Source organism: Rummeliibacillus sp. TYF005 (assembly GCF_003844195.1).
Taxonomy (GTDB): domain Bacteria; phylum Bacillota; class Bacilli; order Bacillales_A; family Planococcaceae; genus Rummeliibacillus.
Map to the genome: position 1 here is coordinate 55,133 of NZ_ML122541.1, position 16,662 is coordinate 71,794.

General features: G+C 35.6%; 14 protein-coding genes. 11 read left to right on the plus strand and 3 right to left on the minus strand.

Features of this window, described 5'->3' with window-relative positions:
• The 8 genes from CW357_RS00245 to CW357_RS00280 all read left to right on the plus strand — a co-directional run bounded on the left by CW357_RS00245 (nt 1) and on the right by CW357_RS00280 (nt 9,790).
• A complete protein-coding gene (locus CW357_RS00245; RefSeq protein ID WP_119415727.1) occupies nt 1-552 on the plus strand; it encodes a chromate transporter in 552 nt (183 codons plus the stop codon).
• Nucleotides 549-1,076 carry a chromate transporter gene (locus CW357_RS00250; RefSeq protein WP_119415728.1) on the plus strand — a complete coding sequence of 176 codons (528 nt, stop codon included), beginning with the start codon at nt 549-551 and terminating at the stop codon, nt 1,074-1,076. The genes CW357_RS00245 and CW357_RS00250 overlap by 4 nt, the downstream gene beginning before the upstream one ends.
• A 390-nt stretch (nt 1,077-1,466) precedes the next feature.
• Nucleotides 1,467-2,183: a (Fe-S)-binding protein gene (locus CW357_RS00255; RefSeq protein WP_124217047.1), complete on the plus strand. Its 717-nt coding sequence runs from the start codon at nt 1,467-1,469 to the stop codon at nt 2,181-2,183.
• Between the two features lie 17 nt (nt 2,184-2,200).
• Complete coding sequence (locus CW357_RS00260; RefSeq protein WP_119415730.1) at nt 2,201-3,637, plus strand: LutB/LldF family L-lactate oxidation iron-sulfur protein; 1,437 nt, start codon at nt 2,201-2,203, stop codon at nt 3,635-3,637.
• Entirely contained in the window at nt 3,634-4,344 is a 711-nt protein-coding gene (locus CW357_RS00265) for a LutC/YkgG family protein (RefSeq protein WP_124217048.1), read from the plus strand. The genes CW357_RS00260 and CW357_RS00265 overlap by 4 nt, the downstream gene beginning before the upstream one ends.
• A 178-nt stretch (nt 4,345-4,522) precedes the next feature.
• Nucleotides 4,523-4,912, plus strand: coding sequence for a thiol-disulfide oxidoreductase DCC family protein (locus tag CW357_RS00270; RefSeq protein WP_124217049.1), 390 nt, complete (start codon nt 4,523-4,525; stop codon nt 4,910-4,912).
• 140 nt (nt 4,913-5,052) lie between these two features.
• The gene (gene acnA, locus CW357_RS00275) at nt 5,053-7,758 is read left to right on the plus strand and encodes an aconitate hydratase AcnA (RefSeq protein WP_124217050.1); all 2,706 of its coding nucleotides are present in this window, start codon (nt 5,053-5,055) and stop codon (nt 7,756-7,758) included.
• Nucleotides 7,759-7,882: 124 nt separating this feature from the next.
• Complete coding sequence (locus tag CW357_RS00280; protein WP_124217051.1) at nt 7,883-9,790, plus strand: M14 family zinc carboxypeptidase; 1,908 nt, start codon at nt 7,883-7,885, stop codon at nt 9,788-9,790.
• 164 nt (nt 9,791-9,954) lie between these two features.
• Here the strand turns inward: CW357_RS00280 and CW357_RS00285 are convergent, their stop codons facing one another.
• On the minus strand, nt 9,955-10,335 hold the full coding sequence (locus CW357_RS00285) for a VOC family protein (RefSeq protein ID WP_119415735.1): 381 nt from the start codon (nt 10,333-10,335) through the stop codon (nt 9,955-9,957).
• A 189-nt stretch (nt 10,336-10,524) separates the two neighbouring features.
• Here CW357_RS00285 and CW357_RS00290 point away from each other — a divergent pair, with 189 nt between their 5' ends.
• Nucleotides 10,525-10,950, plus strand: coding sequence for an acyl-CoA thioesterase (locus CW357_RS00290; RefSeq protein ID WP_119415736.1), 426 nt, complete (start codon nt 10,525-10,527; stop codon nt 10,948-10,950).
• A 44-nt stretch (nt 10,951-10,994) separates the two neighbouring features.
• Here the strand turns inward: CW357_RS00290 and CW357_RS00295 are convergent, their stop codons facing one another.
• Complete coding sequence (locus tag CW357_RS00295) at nt 10,995-11,285, minus strand: HesB/YadR/YfhF family protein (RefSeq protein ID WP_119415737.1); 291 nt, start codon at nt 11,283-11,285, stop codon at nt 10,995-10,997.
• A 24-nt stretch (nt 11,286-11,309) separates the two neighbouring features.
• Complete coding sequence (gene plsY, locus CW357_RS00300) at nt 11,310-11,912, minus strand: glycerol-3-phosphate 1-O-acyltransferase PlsY (protein ID WP_119415738.1); 603 nt, start codon at nt 11,910-11,912, stop codon at nt 11,310-11,312.
• Between the two features lie 248 nt (nt 11,913-12,160).
• Here plsY and parE point away from each other — a divergent pair, with 248 nt between their 5' ends.
• Nucleotides 12,161-14,137, plus strand: coding sequence for a DNA topoisomerase IV subunit B (gene parE, locus CW357_RS00305; RefSeq protein ID WP_124217052.1), 1,977 nt, complete (start codon nt 12,161-12,163; stop codon nt 14,135-14,137).
• Nucleotides 14,134-16,572 carry a DNA topoisomerase IV subunit A gene (gene parC, locus CW357_RS00310; protein WP_124217053.1) on the plus strand — a complete coding sequence of 813 codons (2,439 nt, stop codon included), beginning with the start codon at nt 14,134-14,136 and terminating at the stop codon, nt 16,570-16,572. Before parE ends, parC begins: the two co-directional genes overlap by 4 nt.
• The last annotated feature ends 90 nt before the right edge of the window (nt 16,573-16,662 follow it).

The window sequence follows — 16,662 nt, forward strand, 5'->3', positions numbered from 1 at the left end:
ATGGGAAAACAACAAGAAATATTCATCGCCTTTTTCCGCTCTGGTATTTTAGCGTTTGGTGGGGGACCATCTGTAATACCGCTTATACAAAAAGAAGTAGTAGAAAAATATAAAATGATGGATGGTGAGGAATTTGCGAATGTTGTTTCAATCGCAAATACTTTACCGGGTCCAATTGCCACTAAATTAGCAGGATATATCGGAAAGCGGATGGGAGGAATTTGGGGATGCTTGAATGCTTTAATAGCATCCGTGTTACCGACTGTTTTAGCAATGATTATCCTATTGGCATCACTTACACAGTTTTCAAAATTTAGCTTTGTAGAAAGCATGACAAAAGGTGTCGTGCCAATCGTAGCAGCGATGATGTTAGGAATGACTGTTGATTTTCTTAAAAAGTCATATAAGAAATTAGGCTGGCTGATTGCATTGATTATTTTAATCCCTAGTGCAGTTGGTATTTTATTATTAGGAGTACATCCTGGCATTGTTATTGGAATATTGCTCGTACTATCATTAGTACTTCCTGTAAAAGGAGGTCATGAATCTTGATCTATTGGCAATTACTTTTATCATTTTTTATCTGTAATATATTAGGATATGGCGGAGGCCCAGCAACAATTCCACTAATTCAACATGATGTCGTAGATAAGTATGGCTGGATGACCAATCATGAATTTAGTAATGCATTAGCTTTCGGAAACTCTCTACCTGGTCCAATCGCTACAAAAATGGCAGGCTACATCGGCTACGAACAAGCAGGGATTATTGGTGCGGTTATTGCTTTATTTGCTACCATTGCGCCTTCGCTTATTATCATGATTCTACTATTAAATATTTTAAATCGATACCGAGATTCCGCTCGTGTAAAACGCTTGTCTACTTTTGTATTACCAGCAATAACTGTATTAATGGCACAGTTAACATTTGATTTTTTTAATACGTCTAGACAATCTATTGGTATTCTAGTGACGCTCATCTTAGGCGTTATAAGTTATATAGCACTTGAAAAATTTAAAATCCATCCTGTTTTCGTAATCGTTGTAGGATTAGTAATTGGCGGATTTTTCTTATAGACAATCTAAGAGAAATGGGGGCTACTCTAATCAATGAGTAGCTCTTTTTTTATCTATAAAATTATTTGGATAGATTCCAAGAGTTATGGAAAAACATCCGCTAGCTCTCAAAGCTACTTCAAAAACAAGCACAGTCCTTCAAAACTAAATCATTCTAAAAATAAACACAAAATAGAGTAATGTGTCTTACACTCACCAAATAGCTTAAAATGACAATATTTCAAAAGAGATTTAATTACTAAATTAAGTATATAATTCACTTAAATCTACCTAATTGATAGAATTGATTCTATTACCGAAATAGTTTGAAAATATTAAATTATAAGTGTACTATATTATACATGGATAAGGTCATCTGATGACTGTATGTCCAATGAAGGGGGATTATTAATGAAAGTTTCATTATTTGCAACATGTATAGTAGATATGTTTCAAACGGATGTGGGGAAAGCAACAGTAGAACTATTAGAGAGATTAGGCTGTGAAGTTGTATTCCCTAAAGGTCAGGTTTGTTGCGGGCAACCTGCCTATAACTCAGGCTATGTAAAGAACGCAAAAGAACCAATGAAAAAAATGATTGAAGCTTTTGAAGATGCAGAAGTGATTGTAGCACCATCTGGGTCATGCGCATTCATGTTCAAAGAGTATCCAAAAGTATTCAAAGATGATCCTATATATTTTGAAAAAGCAAAAAAAGTCGCAGCAAAAACATATGAATTGACCGATTTTATCGTCAATGTATTAAAAATAGAGGATGTAGGTGCAAAGTTAGAAGGAAAAGCTACTTACCATCCATCCTGTCATATGACTAGACTTTTAGGTGTTTCTGAATCGCCAAGAAAACTATTAAGTCACGTTGATGGACTAGAAATGGTAGATTTGCCAAATAGTTTTAATTGTTGTGGGTTTGGCGGAACATTCTCAGTGAAAATGGGCAATATATCCGAACAAATGGTTGATGAAAAGGTAGATTGTACTTTACAAACTGGTGCAGATTATTTAATCGGTGCAGACGGTGGTTGTTTGATGAATATCGGAGGTCGTATGCAACGTCGCGAGGAAAATGTAAAAGTAATGCATATTGCAGAAGTACTTAATCATCATTAAAGAGGGGAGGAAACTACATGTCTATCAAATATAACGATCAAAAATTTAAAGATAACGTTGAAGAAAACTTAAAAAATACATTTATGAGAGGTGCAGTTGTATCCGCTCAAAATCGTTTAAGAACAGGTCGTCTAAATGCAGCAGAAGAATTAGGCGATTGGGAAGAATGGCGAAACCATGGAGAAGAAATTCGCCAACATGTTCTCAATAATCTAGATTATTATCTAAACGAATTAGCTGACAATGTTGAAAAAGCTGGTGGTCATGTATTTTTTGCAAAAACACCAAAAGATGCGACAGATTATATTCAACAAGTGGTGAAGGAAAAGAATGCTAAGAAAATTGTTAAATCGAAGTCGATGGTAACAGAAGAAATTAGCTTAAACGAAGCACTTGAAGATATAGGATGTAATGTTGTTGAAACGGATTTAGGCGAATATATTCTACAAACTGATAATCATGATAAGCCTTCACATATTGTAGCACCAGCATTACATAAAAATGCGCATCAAGTAAAAGATGTATTTGTTGACAAGTTAGGGTACGATCCAGAAAAACCTGCTGAAGCAGCAGATCTAGCAAGACACGTTCGTTCTATACTAAGAAACGACTTTTTAACAGCTGATGTTGGTATTACAGGATGTAACTTTGCCGTTGCAGAATCTGGTTCGATTAGTCTTGTGACAAACGAAGGAAATGCAGGGATGGTAACGACTATTCCAAAAACGCAAATAACAGTTATGGGTATGGAAAGAATCGTACCTACATTTGAAGAATTAGAAGTTTTAGTCAATATGCTTACTAGAAGTGCAGTAGGTCAAAAATTACCTAGTTATGTCAATGTCATTACTGGTCCACGTAAATCAGGTGAAACGGATGGACCAGAAGATTTTCATTTAGTCATTGTAGATAATGGTCGTTCAGATATTTTAGGAACCGACTTCCAATCCATTTTACAATGTATTCGCTGTGCTGCTTGTGTTAATGTATGCCCAGTCTATCGACACATTGGCGGACATTCCTATAACTCAATCTATTCTGGACCAATCGGAGCAGTTCTAACACCGTTACTTGACGGTTATGATCAACATAAAGAATTACCATATGCATCATCTCTTTGTGGAGCTTGTTCGGAAGCATGTCCTGTTAAAATCCCACTACACGAGTTACTTTTAAAACATCGCGAAAGAATTGTTGAAATTGAAGGGAAAGCACCAATTTCAGAAGCGATGTTGATGAAAGCATTTAGTTTAGGCGGCTCTTCAAGTTCTATATACGCAACGGGTGCTAAAATCGCTTCTAGAGTTATCTCGCCAATTGCAAAAAATGGTAAAATTTCAAAAGGGCCAGGACCGTTAAAAGCTTGGACCGAAATACGTGACTTCCCAGCGCCTAAAAAAGAACGATTAAGAGACTGGTTTAAAGAACATGAAAAGGGAAGTGACAAAAAATGATTCAAAACCGTGAAGAATTTTTAACAGCTATTGGGCAATCACTTGGCCGTCCTGTTAATACATCCAAAAAGCCAGAAAGAAATTGGAAATATGCTCCTCAAAAAAAGGGATATGAAGGATTAACAAATGATGAACTACTTGCAATTCTTGAAGTACAATGCAAGAACATTCATACGAATGTTATCAAAACAACAGCGAGTCAATTACCACAAATATTAGATCAAGTAGTTGAAAATTATAATGGTGGTTCCATATCGATGTGGCAAGATCCACGATTTGAACAATACCAATTACAAAACCTTTATAATGATCAGTGGATTGAAAAAGGTTACGACGTGCATCTTTGGAAAGAAGAACTAGCAGAGCAAAACATTCAAAATGCAGAGAAAGCGAATATCGGTATCACTTTTGCAGAGAACGTTTTAGCTGAATCTGGTACAGTTGTATTATATTCTAACCAACATCATGGTAAATCAGTTGGGCTATTACCGACTAATTTTGTAGCTATTGTGAAAAAAAGTACAATCGTTCCACGCATGACTCAAGTTTCCGAAGACTTAACGAAGCGTGTAGAAAATGGAGAAGTTTTACCATCTGCAATTGATTTTGTTTCAGGACCAAGTAATTCTGCTGATATAGAGATGAAATTAGTTGTCGGTGTTCACGGACCAATACACGCGACATATATTGTTTTAACCGACCAATAATGTGAATAAATTCTCGGAAATTGCTAAGCCTAAGTTGGATATTTTAAAACGTTTTAAGCATCTCTGTCTGTGTAATCATTAGAATGACCCAAACGGAATTTTATATCCACACTAATCCTCTAGAGATGCACGATTAGAAAGAAGGAATGTTTTTACTATAGAAAGAAGGGAGGATGTTATGAATTCAATTCTTTTCTATGATGGAGACTGTGGATTTTGTCAACAATCCGTTCAATTTGTTTTAAAACATGAGCGGAAACATTCTTTGAGTTTCGCCTCCTTACAAGGGGAAGTAGCTGCAAAATTATTGCCACAAGATTTAACACAAAATCTGGATTCTGTCGTTGTTTATCAAAATGGAAAAGTGTTAACTGAATCCGATGCAATACTTTTAATAGTAAGGAAATTAAAATTTCCTTTTATCATTCTTCTTATTTTTAAATTAGTGCCGGTTTCAATTCGCAATTATTTTTACCAATTAGTTGCAAGAAATCGTTATAAATTTACAGGATTAAGTAAAATGTGTAAAATTCCCGATGAAATTCATCGAAAACGCTTTCTTAACTAAAGGTCATTCAAAAAATTTATAACAAAGTATAATTTTAATGTTATTTACTTATGTATAATAATCGCTTATTATTGTGTGTGGAGAAAAGTAGCTCAATTATTTAAGCCTTTTCATAAGTTAATTAGAGGGGGAACCGAACAATGGCAAACAAAAACTTGCATAACAGTCGCTCTTCATTTGAAGTTAACGGTAAAACTTATAACTTTTATCGTTTAGCTGCCATCGAAGAAGCAGGCGTTGCAAAAGTATCACGCCTTCCTTATTCAATCAAAGTATTATTAGAATCAGTATTACGTCAATATGATGGTTACGTAATCAAAGAAGAACACGTAGACAATTTGGCTAAATGGGGTAAAGATTCAGATGCAAATGCTGAAGTACCTTTCAAACCATCTCGTGTTGTACTTCAAGATTTCACTGGTGTACCAGTAGTAGTTGACTTAACATCACTACGTACAGCTATGAAAGAAATGGGCGGCGACCCTAACGAAATCAACCCTGCAATTCCAGTTGATTTAGTTATCGACCACTCAGTTCAAGTTGATAAATACGGTAACTCTTCAGCTTTACAAGCTAACATGGATCTTGAATTTGAACGTAATGCAGAACGTTACAACTTCCTTAAATGGGCTCAAACTGCATATGATAATTTCCGTGCTGTTCCACCAGCAACTGGTATCGTTCACCAAGTAAACTTAGAGTATTTAGCTCCAGTTGTACATGTAAACGAAAATGCTGATGGTACATTCGAAACTTTCCCAGATTCAGTTGTAGGTACTGACTCTCATACTACAATGATTAACGGTCTAGGCGTTCTTGGTTGGGGCGTTGGTGGTATCGAAGCCGAAGCAGGTATGCTTGGACAACCTTCATACTTCCCAATTCCAGAAGTTATTGGTGTAAAACTAACTGGTAAACTTCCAAGTGGTTCTACAGCTACTGACTTAGCTCTTAAAGTTACACAAGAACTTCGTAAAAAAGGTGTTGTAGGTAAATTCGTTGAGTTCTTCGGACCTGGCGTACCTGAACTTCCTTTAGCTGACCGTGCAACAATCTCTAATATGGCTCCTGAATACGGCGCAACTTGTGGTTACTTCGCAATTGACAATGTATCACTTGATTACATGCGTTTAACAGGTCGTGACGAAGAACATATCAAAGTTGTTGAAGCTTACTTAAAAGCAAACAACATGTTCTTTGACCCAGAATTAGAACCAACTTACACTGACGTTGTAGAAATCAACTTAGCAGATATCGAATCAAACCTTTCAGGTCCAAAACGTCCACAAGACTTGATTCCACTTTCTGAAATGAAAAAACGCTACCACGAAGTAGTAGTTGCTCCAGCTGGTGTTCAAGGCTTCGGTTTAACTGAAGAAGAATTCACTAAAACTGCAACTGCTAAATTTGCAGATGGCGATGTAGAAATCCCAGCAGGTGCTGTTGGTATTGCTGCAATCACTTCTTGTACAAATACTTCAAACCCTTACGTTTTAATCGCTGCAGGTCTTGTTGCGAAAAAAGCTGTTGAAAAAGGCTTAGAAGTTCCTAAATGGGTTAAAACTTCATTGGCACCAGGATCAAAAGTTGTTACTGGTTACTTAAAAGACGCTGGTTTACAACCATACCTTGATCAACTTGGTTTCAACATCGTAGGTTACGGCTGTACTACATGTATCGGTAACTCAGGTCCATTACTTCCTGAAATCGAAGATGCAATCAGATCTAACGATTTATTCGTAACATCTGTACTTTCTGGTAACCGTAACTTCGAAGGTCGTGTACACCCATTAGTAAAAGCTAACTACTTAGCTTCACCTCCATTGGTTGTTGCTTATGCATTAGCTGGTACTGTAGATGTTGACCTACGTAAAGATTCATTCGGTAAAGACAAAGATGGTAAAGACGTATTCTTCGATGATATCTGGCCATCAGCTGACGAAGTAAACGCAGTACTTTCTAAAGTTGTTACTCGTGAATTATTCCAAAAAGAATATGAAACAGTATTCAACGCAAACGAAAAATGGAATGCAATTGAAATTTCATCTGACTCATTATATGAATTTGATGACAAATCAACTTACATCCAAAACCCACCATTCTTCCAACACTTATCTGCTAAACCAGAAGATATCCAAACACTTTCTGGCTTACGTGTGTTAGCTAAATTTGGTGATTCTATTACAACTGACCACATTTCTCCTGCAGGTGCAATTGGTAAAGATACTCCTGCTGGTAAATACTTACGTGAAAACGGTGTAGAACCACGTAACTTCAACTCTTACGGTTCTCGTCGTGGTAACCACGAAGTAATGATGCGTGGTACATTTGCAAACATCCGTATTCGTAACCAAATCGCTCCAGGTACAGAAGGTGGCTTCACTACTTACTGGCCAACAGGCGAAGTGGAATACATCTATGATGCAGCAATGAAATACGCTAAAAACCACACAGGTTTAGTAGTACTTGCTGGTAAAGATTACGGTATGGGTTCTTCACGTGACTGGGCAGCTAAAGGTACTAACCTTCTAGGTGTTAAAACAGTTATCGCTGAATCTTACGAACGTATCCACCGTTCTAACCTAGTAATGATGGGTGTTCTTCCATTACAATTTGTTGATGGTCAAAACGCTGAATCTCTAGGCCTTACTGGTGAAGAAACATTTGCAGTTAACATCGCTGAAGGTGTTAAACCTCGTGATATCTTAACTGTAACAGCAACTGCTAAAGATGGTTCTACAAAACAATTCAAAGCACTTGCTCGTTTCGACTCAGAAGTGGAAGTAGATTACTACCGTAACGGCGGTATCCTACAAATGGTATTACGTAACAAATTAGCTAAATAAGTTAATCATAGGTAATACTCCTTACACGTGCACAAAATTTTGTGCACGTGTATTTTTTTAGTAAAAATGTAATGTTTTTATGATATATTATTACTATATAAATAAAAATGAGGCGATATTTTAAATGAGAAAAATAAAACTGAACAAACGAAAGGTATTATACTCTGCAAGTTTCATTTTAGGTATGACTTTATTTTCTGTTAATGCAAACGCAGAGGATCATAACGATGGAACAAGTACATCATTAAATACTATTAATGAAAATGATACTACCATTACAGATGAAACAAACGAACAGCAACAAGAACTTCAATTTGCTAAAGTATTATCATCTGTTGAGCTTGTCACGCCAGAAACACTAGAATTCACTCATCTATCTTTACCTGTAAGCCAATATACATACAATGTAAAGCAATCGAGCAACAAGGATTATGCTGAAGTACAGATTGGCGGGAATACATATTGGGTTAAAATCGACAATTTAACAGCTTCCGAAGAACAACCAAAAAAATTGGAAGAAAAGCGTCATTTAACGATTAAAACAAAAAGTAAATTTACTGTTTATGCATCAAATAATAACCAATCAGACGTTCTACTAGAAGGAACAACAGCTTCAAAATTCCATGTTTTAGATATAGTTAATGACTATTATGTAGTTGAAGTTGCTGGTGTAAAAGGATATATTCCAATCAGTCAAGTGAATCTCAATTATAAAAAAAATAGCAATGTTGAAGTTGCCACTAAATCTATCAAAGTCTATAAGAGCATCAAGGGTAAATACAAAACAATTGGTACACTAAAAAGTGGTGCGGTTGTAAAGGTTACTAAATCGACAACGAATTACCATCAAATCCAAATTGGCTCACAAAGATATGCAATACCTAAAAAAGGAACAATACCTACTGAAAAGTCTGCTTCTCTAGGTAAATTAGTAAAAGAAGTGTACCCAGTCACATTAAAGGTAAGCTCAACGAATTATGTTTATTCTTCTAAGGGAAATAAAATCGGGACTATTTTAAAAGGACAATCAATTACCCTTAAAGGCTTAAAAGAGAATAAGGGTATTATCAATTTCATGGGTAAATCAGGTTATGTAAATCTTAAGTACTATAACCATTCAAATATGGTAAACCCTAAGAAAAGTATTACGTATGGTAGGTACAATTATTACCTTCGTGTTATAGCACAGTTATACCCCGAATTCACTGAGATTGAAAAAATAGGAAAATCAGTACAAGGTAGATCTATTTATGCACTACGAGTTGGGAATGGTAAAAAGGAAATTTTAATGGATGGTGCCATACATGCTAGAGAACATATGACAACAAACGTTTTAATGGAAATGATAGATAATTATACAGTAGCGTACCGTAAAGGAGCACATTTCGCTGGGTATAATGTAAAAAGTACATTAAATAAGACAAGTATTTGGTTTGTGCCAATGATGAACCCAGATGGTGTAACCTTAGTTCAAAAAGGCATCAATTCTATGGATTCGAAATATAAATCTACTTTGAAAAAATATAATCATGGCAGCAATAATTTCAATCGCTGGAAAGCAAATGGCCGTGGGGTTGATTTGAACCGCAACTTCGATGGTTTGTGGAAATACTTAGCATACACACCGAAATCATTCATGAATTATAAAGGGCCAAGTGCATTCTCAGAACCCGAAGCACAAGCTTTAAAAGCATTTGTACAACGTCATCATTTTAAAATGGACTTATCATACCATTCATCAGGACAAATTGTTTATTGGTTTAACTTCCAAAAAGGCTCTAACTACAAACGAGATTTAAAATTAGCAAGAAATGTAGCTAGAATAACAGGATATTCAGTAGTTCCACCAATGTATTATCGAGGATCAGGTTCTTCTGCCGATTGGTTTATTTTAAATCAAAAGAAACCAGGTTTAACAATCGAAATTGCACCATACGCAGGGAATGGACCAGTTCCGCATCGCTACTGGACTAGTGTTTGGAACAAAAACAAATCTATCGGTCTATTTGGAGCGAAAGAGGCAAGTAAATAAAATTGAATTGAAAAACTCAAGGTAGTTAAAAGCTAGATTAAAAACAAAGGCAGGAGAAAAATTCCTGTCTTTGTTTTTTGTATGGAGTAAAAATGTGGTAGGGCAACAAAAAGGATGTTCCACCCCATGTCATTTAACATCATCCCATTAATGAAAGGCTCGTACTATTGACAAACGCCCAAAGGATTATCGTCTGGGTCGTAAAAGGTGAAAAATTTAGTATTCTCGTCTCCACTTATTTGGTTTACTTTTACTTTCTTTGAGACTAAATGTTTATGAATTTCTTCTATGTCATCATCGGGAATAAAGTTATAATATTTACTTACTCCAAACTTATTTTCTGGAAAATTCATTGGTTGGTGATTTAGCGTTCTAACCAGGCATACTACCGTCTGAGAGTGTTCGCCAATCCTCATTACTGCAGCCTCTTCTTCTATATAAATTAGTTTGAATCCAAGAATATCCTCATACCATATTGCTGAATTTGCAGGATCTTTAACGGGGATAAAAACTCCCTCAACACCTTTTAAAAGTGCATTTGTCATATCATATAACCTCCTGTGTACAACATAATACTAACTTCGAGAAATCATCTGTTAAAACCTTCTTCGATTAAACTAACTTAGTTTAATTAACAATTACCGATAATATTCTCTTTGAGATTCCTGGCATATCAGTGTAAACAATAAGATTTTTTATAGAAAGTCCGCTATACTGAAGAAGAGGTGAAAGAAATGTTTGTAAGTGAAAAAGAAATAGAAATTCGATATGCAGAAACGGACCAAATGGGGGTAGTATATCATGCGAACTATGTCATTTGGTTGGAATTAGGAAGAACACAGTTGATTCACGATCTTGGATTTTCTGTTACAAAATTTGAAGAGGATGGTTATCTTTCTCCAGTTATGAATATCAATGTTAGTTATAAGGCAGCGATGCGATATGGAGAAAAAGCCATTATACGTACTTGGGTTAAATCACAAGATCGTTTACGTACCGTATATGCTTATGAAATCCTACATACTGATGGAACTGTTGCTGCAACTGCAACTTCTGAACATATAGTTGTAAAAAAAGAAAGTTTTCGACCCGTTCCTTTTAATCGTGTGGATGAAGTATGGTTTAATAAATATAAAGAAATTGCAGAAATCCAACAATAATATTGTCCAAAACAAAAAGCATGCTATTAGCATGCTTTTGTTTGTTATTGTTTATATTCGTACTTCAATTCATCGATCTCTTCATCAAAATCTACGATCAAATCATGGTCATTAAAAAACCATTCATCATCTTTTTCGATAAAGAATGTTATTCCATTTCTTTGTAAAACAATGGATGGGGTAAGAGGATCATCTTTACTCATACCAAGTGAAAACCCTGTATGAAAAGGATTAGAGCCCCCATAACGTGCGTAAAAGCGAATGTAATCACCCGATTGCGCATTCATTTCATCATAAAACCACTTTAAAGCTTGTTCTGTAATGACAATTTTCATGTGAGCTCTCCTCTGGAAAACTTGTTATAACCAATTTACTTTTGGTTCTGTACCATCTTTTATACGTGAAATATTGGAACGATGACGATAAAATATAAAGACAGCTAGTATTGTAACAATAAATAATAGCAAATATTCTTTTTCCAAAATAGCAAAGATAAGTGCGTAGATAAATGCAACAACAGCTGCAAAAATAGATGCAAGACTAACCATTTTAAATAATTTTAAACAAATTAAAAAGGCAATGACTAGTAAAATAAAGAGTGGCCAGTGATAACCTAATAGCATACCGCCTGAAGTTGCAACTGCTTTACCACCTCTAAAACCGGCGAAAATCGGAAACATATGACCGAATACTGCTACAAGTCCAGCGACAAGAGGATGCAAGCCACTGTCTGCGAAAATAGCTAATGTTGGTAAAAGGGTAGCAACTGTTCCTTTTAAAATATCCATAACCATTACAACAATACCCGCTTTTTTTCCTAACACACGGAAGGTATTTGTTGCACCTAGATTGCCACTGCCATGTTTACGAATATCTGTTTTATAAAATATTTGTCCGATCCATAGCGCAGAAGGAATAGATCCTATTAAATAGGCTAAAACCAAAACTAGAAAAATAATCATAAAAAACTCCTTCTTACTTAGTAGTTGGTACTATTATAATGTACTAATAGTTTATCATGAATTCGCTAGAATACACAATACAACAACTTTATTTCTTCTTTATAATAATATTCTTATTTTCTTTTCGTTTCAACGTTTGATACAATAAATGCTGTATGTAAATAAAAATGCAAGAAGTTGACAGTTCTAAAGTTTGTGTTTAATATGAATAGAAGTAGAACGGGTGTTTGTGTTTAGGGGGAATTTTTTTGACAAGTAAACAGACAATCACGTCTTACAATGAAGATGATATTCAAGTACTAGAAGGATTAGAAGCAGTTAGAAAACGTCCAGGTATGTATATCGGTTCAACAGATGGTAGAGGTTTACACCATCTAGTGTATGAAATCGTCGATAATGCTGTGGATGAAGTACTAGCTGGTTTTGGTAATCATATCATTGTAAAAATACACGCTGATCAAAGCATTAGTGTACGTGACTATGGACGAGGTATGCCAACAGGTATGCATAAAACAGGTAAACCAACTCCAGAAGTAATTTTCACCATATTACATGCAGGTGGGAAATTTGGACAAGGTGGCTACAAAACAAGTGGTGGATTACATGGTGTAGGTGCATCCGTCGTGAATGCATTATCATCATGGTTAGAAGTAATTATCCATCGTGATGGAAGTAAATATCGTATGCGTTTCGAAAATGGTGGAAAGCCCGTAACAACATTAGAGAAAATAGGTTCTACAAAAGAAACAGGTACATTTATACATTTCAAACCAGATGCTATGATATTTTCTACAACAAATTATAATTTTGACACATTAGCAGAACGACTACGCGAATCCGCATTCTTATTGAAAAATTTAAAAATAGAGTTAATCGAAGAAGCTACAGAACGTCATGAAGTATATCATTACGAAAATGGTATAGAAGCGTTTGTAGCATATTTGAATGAGGAAAAAGATGTTCTTCATCCGGTTAAATACGTAGAAGGTACACAGGATGATATTGAAGTAGAATTTGCATTCCAATTCAACGATGGCTATTCTGAAACCATTTTGTCATTCGTCAATAATGTTCGAACTCGTGATGGCGGAACACACGAAACTGGTACAAAATCAGCAATGACTCGAGTATTCAATGATTACGCAAGAAAAATTGGTCTATTAAAAGAAAAAGATAAAAACTTAGACGGTTCAGATATTCGAGAAGGCCTATCTGCCATAATTTCCGTTCGTATTCCTGAAAATCTATTACAATTTGAAGGTCAAACAAAAGGAAAACTAGGTACTTCAGAAGCACGTGGAGCAGTTGATGCTGTAATTTCTCAAAAGTTAATGTACATTTTAGAGGAAAATGCTGAGTTAAGTGCTTCACTTGTCCGCAAAGCTATTCGTGCACAACAAGTTCGTGAAGCAGCACGTAAAGCAAGAGAAGATGCCCGAAACGGTAAAAAGTCAAAAAAACAAAGTACAATTTTATCTGGAAAGTTAACACCAGCACAATCTAAAAATGCTGCGAAGAACGAATTGTACCTTGTCGAAGGTGACTCTGCCGGTGGATCTGCAAAACAAGGACGCGACCGTACGTTCCAAGCAATCTTGCCGCTTCGAGGTAAAGTTATCAATACGGAAAAAGCTAAATTGCAAGACATTATGAAAAACGAAGAAATTTCAACGATTATACATGCAATAGGTGCGGGTGTTGGTTCTGATTTTAATGTAGAAGACTCAGCTTACGATAAAGTCATTATCATGACCGATGCTGATACCGATGGTGCGCATATCCAAGTATTATTATTAACATTCTTCTTCCGTTACATGAGACCGCTTGTAGAAGCAGGGAAAGTGTATATTGCACTACCACCGCTTTATAAAGTATCAAAAGGTACTGGACGAAAAGAAGTTGTGGAATATGCTTGGACAGAAAAAGACTTACAAAAAGCCATTAAAAAAATCGGTAAAGGTTATATCTTACAACGCTATAAAGGTCTTGGTGAGATGAATGCCGACCAACTTTGGGAAACTACGATGAATCCAGAAACTCGTACATTAGTACGTGTTAAGATTAATGATGTAGAACGCGCAGAAAAAGGCGTAGCGACATTGATGGGGGACAAGGTTGAACCTCGTCGTAAATGGATTGAATCACATGTAGATTTTGGTTTAGAAGAAGATAACAACATTTTAGAAAGTGATTTTATTCAACAAGAGGAGGAAGAGCTTAAATGACACAGTCAGAGAAATATCAAGACTTGCCTTTAGAAGAAGTCATCGGTGATCGTTTCGGTCGATATAGTAAATATATTATTCAAGACCGTGCTCTTCCAGATGCAAGAGATGGACTTAAACCCGTGCAACGTCGTATTTTATATGCGATGTTCATGGAAGGAAATACACATGAAAAACCATTCCGTAAATCTGCTAAAACAGTAGGTAATGTAATTGGTAACTATCATCCACATGGTGATAGCTCCGTATACGAAGCCATGGTTCGTATGAGCCAAGATTGGAAAGCACGCCATGTACTGATCGAAATGCATGGTAATAATGGTTCTTTAGATGGTGACCCACCAGCAGCAATGCGTTATACAGAGGCAAGACTTTCTACTATTTCTGCTGAAATGTTACGTGATATTCAAAAAGAAACAGTTGACTTAGTGCCTAACTTCGATGACCAAGACATGGAACCAACTGTATTACCATCACGTTTCCCGAATCTATTAGTGAATGGTTCTACTGGGATATCTGCTGGTTATGCTACCGATATTCCTCCACACAACTTAGCTGAAGTATTAGATGCAGTTTTAATGCGTTTGAAAAACCCAAATGTAACAATTGATGAGTTAATGACTGTGATTAAAGGTCCAGATTTCCCTACTGGTGCTATTATTCAAGGTATCGAGGGCATTAAAAAGGCATACGAAACAGGTAGAGGAAAAATAATTGTTCGAGCTAAAACAGAAATTGAACAATTAAAAGGATCGAAAGAACAAATTGTTATCACTGAAATACCTTACGATGTGAATAAGGCTAACCTTGTTAAGAAAATGGATGAAATGCGCCTTGATAAACGTTTAGAGGGAATTGCAGAAGTTCGTGATGAATCTGACCGTACAGGATTACGTATCGTTGTTGAACTGAAAAAGGATATTAGCGGTGCACCAATTCTAAAATATTTATTGAAAAACACAGATCTTCAAGTAACTTATAACTTCAACATGATTGCCATTTACAATCGTCGTCCAACGATGATGACTTTACCACTTCTTTTAGATGCATATATCGATCATCAAAAAGAAGTAGTTATTAGACGTTCGAAATTCGACTTAAAAAAGGCAAAAGATCGTTTACATATTGTTGAAGGTCTGATGAAAGCATTATCGATTTTGGATGAGGTTATTGCCACCATCCGTTCTTCCAAAGATAAAAAAGACGCAAAAAACAATTTAATACAAAAATTTGCCTTTACGGAAGTTCAAGCCGAAGCAATCGTTTCGTTACAATTGTATCGCTTAACTAATACTGATATTACTGAATTGCAAGAAGAACAAGATGAACTAAACAAGAAAGTACTTGAATTACAAAGCATTTTAGATAGTGATGCAAAATTAGTAAAAGTACTTCAAAAAGAATTGCAAGATATTAAGAAAAGATTTGCTGAACCTAGACGTTCAATTATTCAAGAAGAAATTGAAGATATCAAGTTAGATATGGAAGCCCTTATTCCAAGTGAAGAAGTAGTCGTTACAGTTACGCAAGATGGTTATATCAAACGTACAAGTATCCGCTCGTATAATGCTTCAAATGGTAAGGACATTGCCATGAAGGAATCAGATTATTTATTATATGAATCTACGTTAAATACACAACAACACATATTGTTATTCACTGATAAAGGGCATTATATTTTCCAACCGGTGCATGAGTTACCAGACATTCGTTGGAAAGACCTAGGACAGCATATTTCTAGTATTGTGCCACTTGATGCAGATGAAAATATTATCAATGCATGTGGTGTAACAGACTTTAAAGCAGATCAATACGTTCTAACAATTACAAAAAATGGGCAAATTAAGCGCACAGCATTAGCTGATTTCTTTGTCCAAAGATATACAAAACCATTGAAAATGATGAAGGTTAAGAAAGACGATTTAGTTATTTTTGCTGACATCGTAGAACCAACAATTGAAGTTTATCTAACAACTTATTGTAGTTATGCTATTCGTTTCAAATTAGACGAAGTACAAGTTACTGGCATTAAAACTGCTGGTGTTAAAGCGATGAATTTAAAAGATGATGATTATATTCAAGCGGCTAATGCTATCCCTGAACATCACAAAGGAAAAGTAATGATTGTGACTCAACGCGGAGCAGTGAAGAAGATGGCATTAGATGAAGTAGAAACAGGTAATCGCGCATTACGAGGCGTTCTTACTTTACGTGAATTAAAGAAAAATCCACATAGAGTTTGTGCTGTTGTTTATGTTGAAGAAGGGGAAGGAATTCAACTTACTACTGAAAAAGGAATTCAAGAAGAACTTCGAGAAGGTCACTATCGATTGGCCGACAGATTTTCAAATGGTTCCTATGCAGTGGATGTTGATACAGACGGCGAAATTATTCACGTTCAAAAACTTCCTGCGATTGATGCAAAAAAATCATAAAAACATTAGGTAGTCTAAATATTCGATTTAAGTTACAATATCATTATGAGTTATGAAAGGAACTGGTATCAGTTCCTTTCTTTTTTGGAG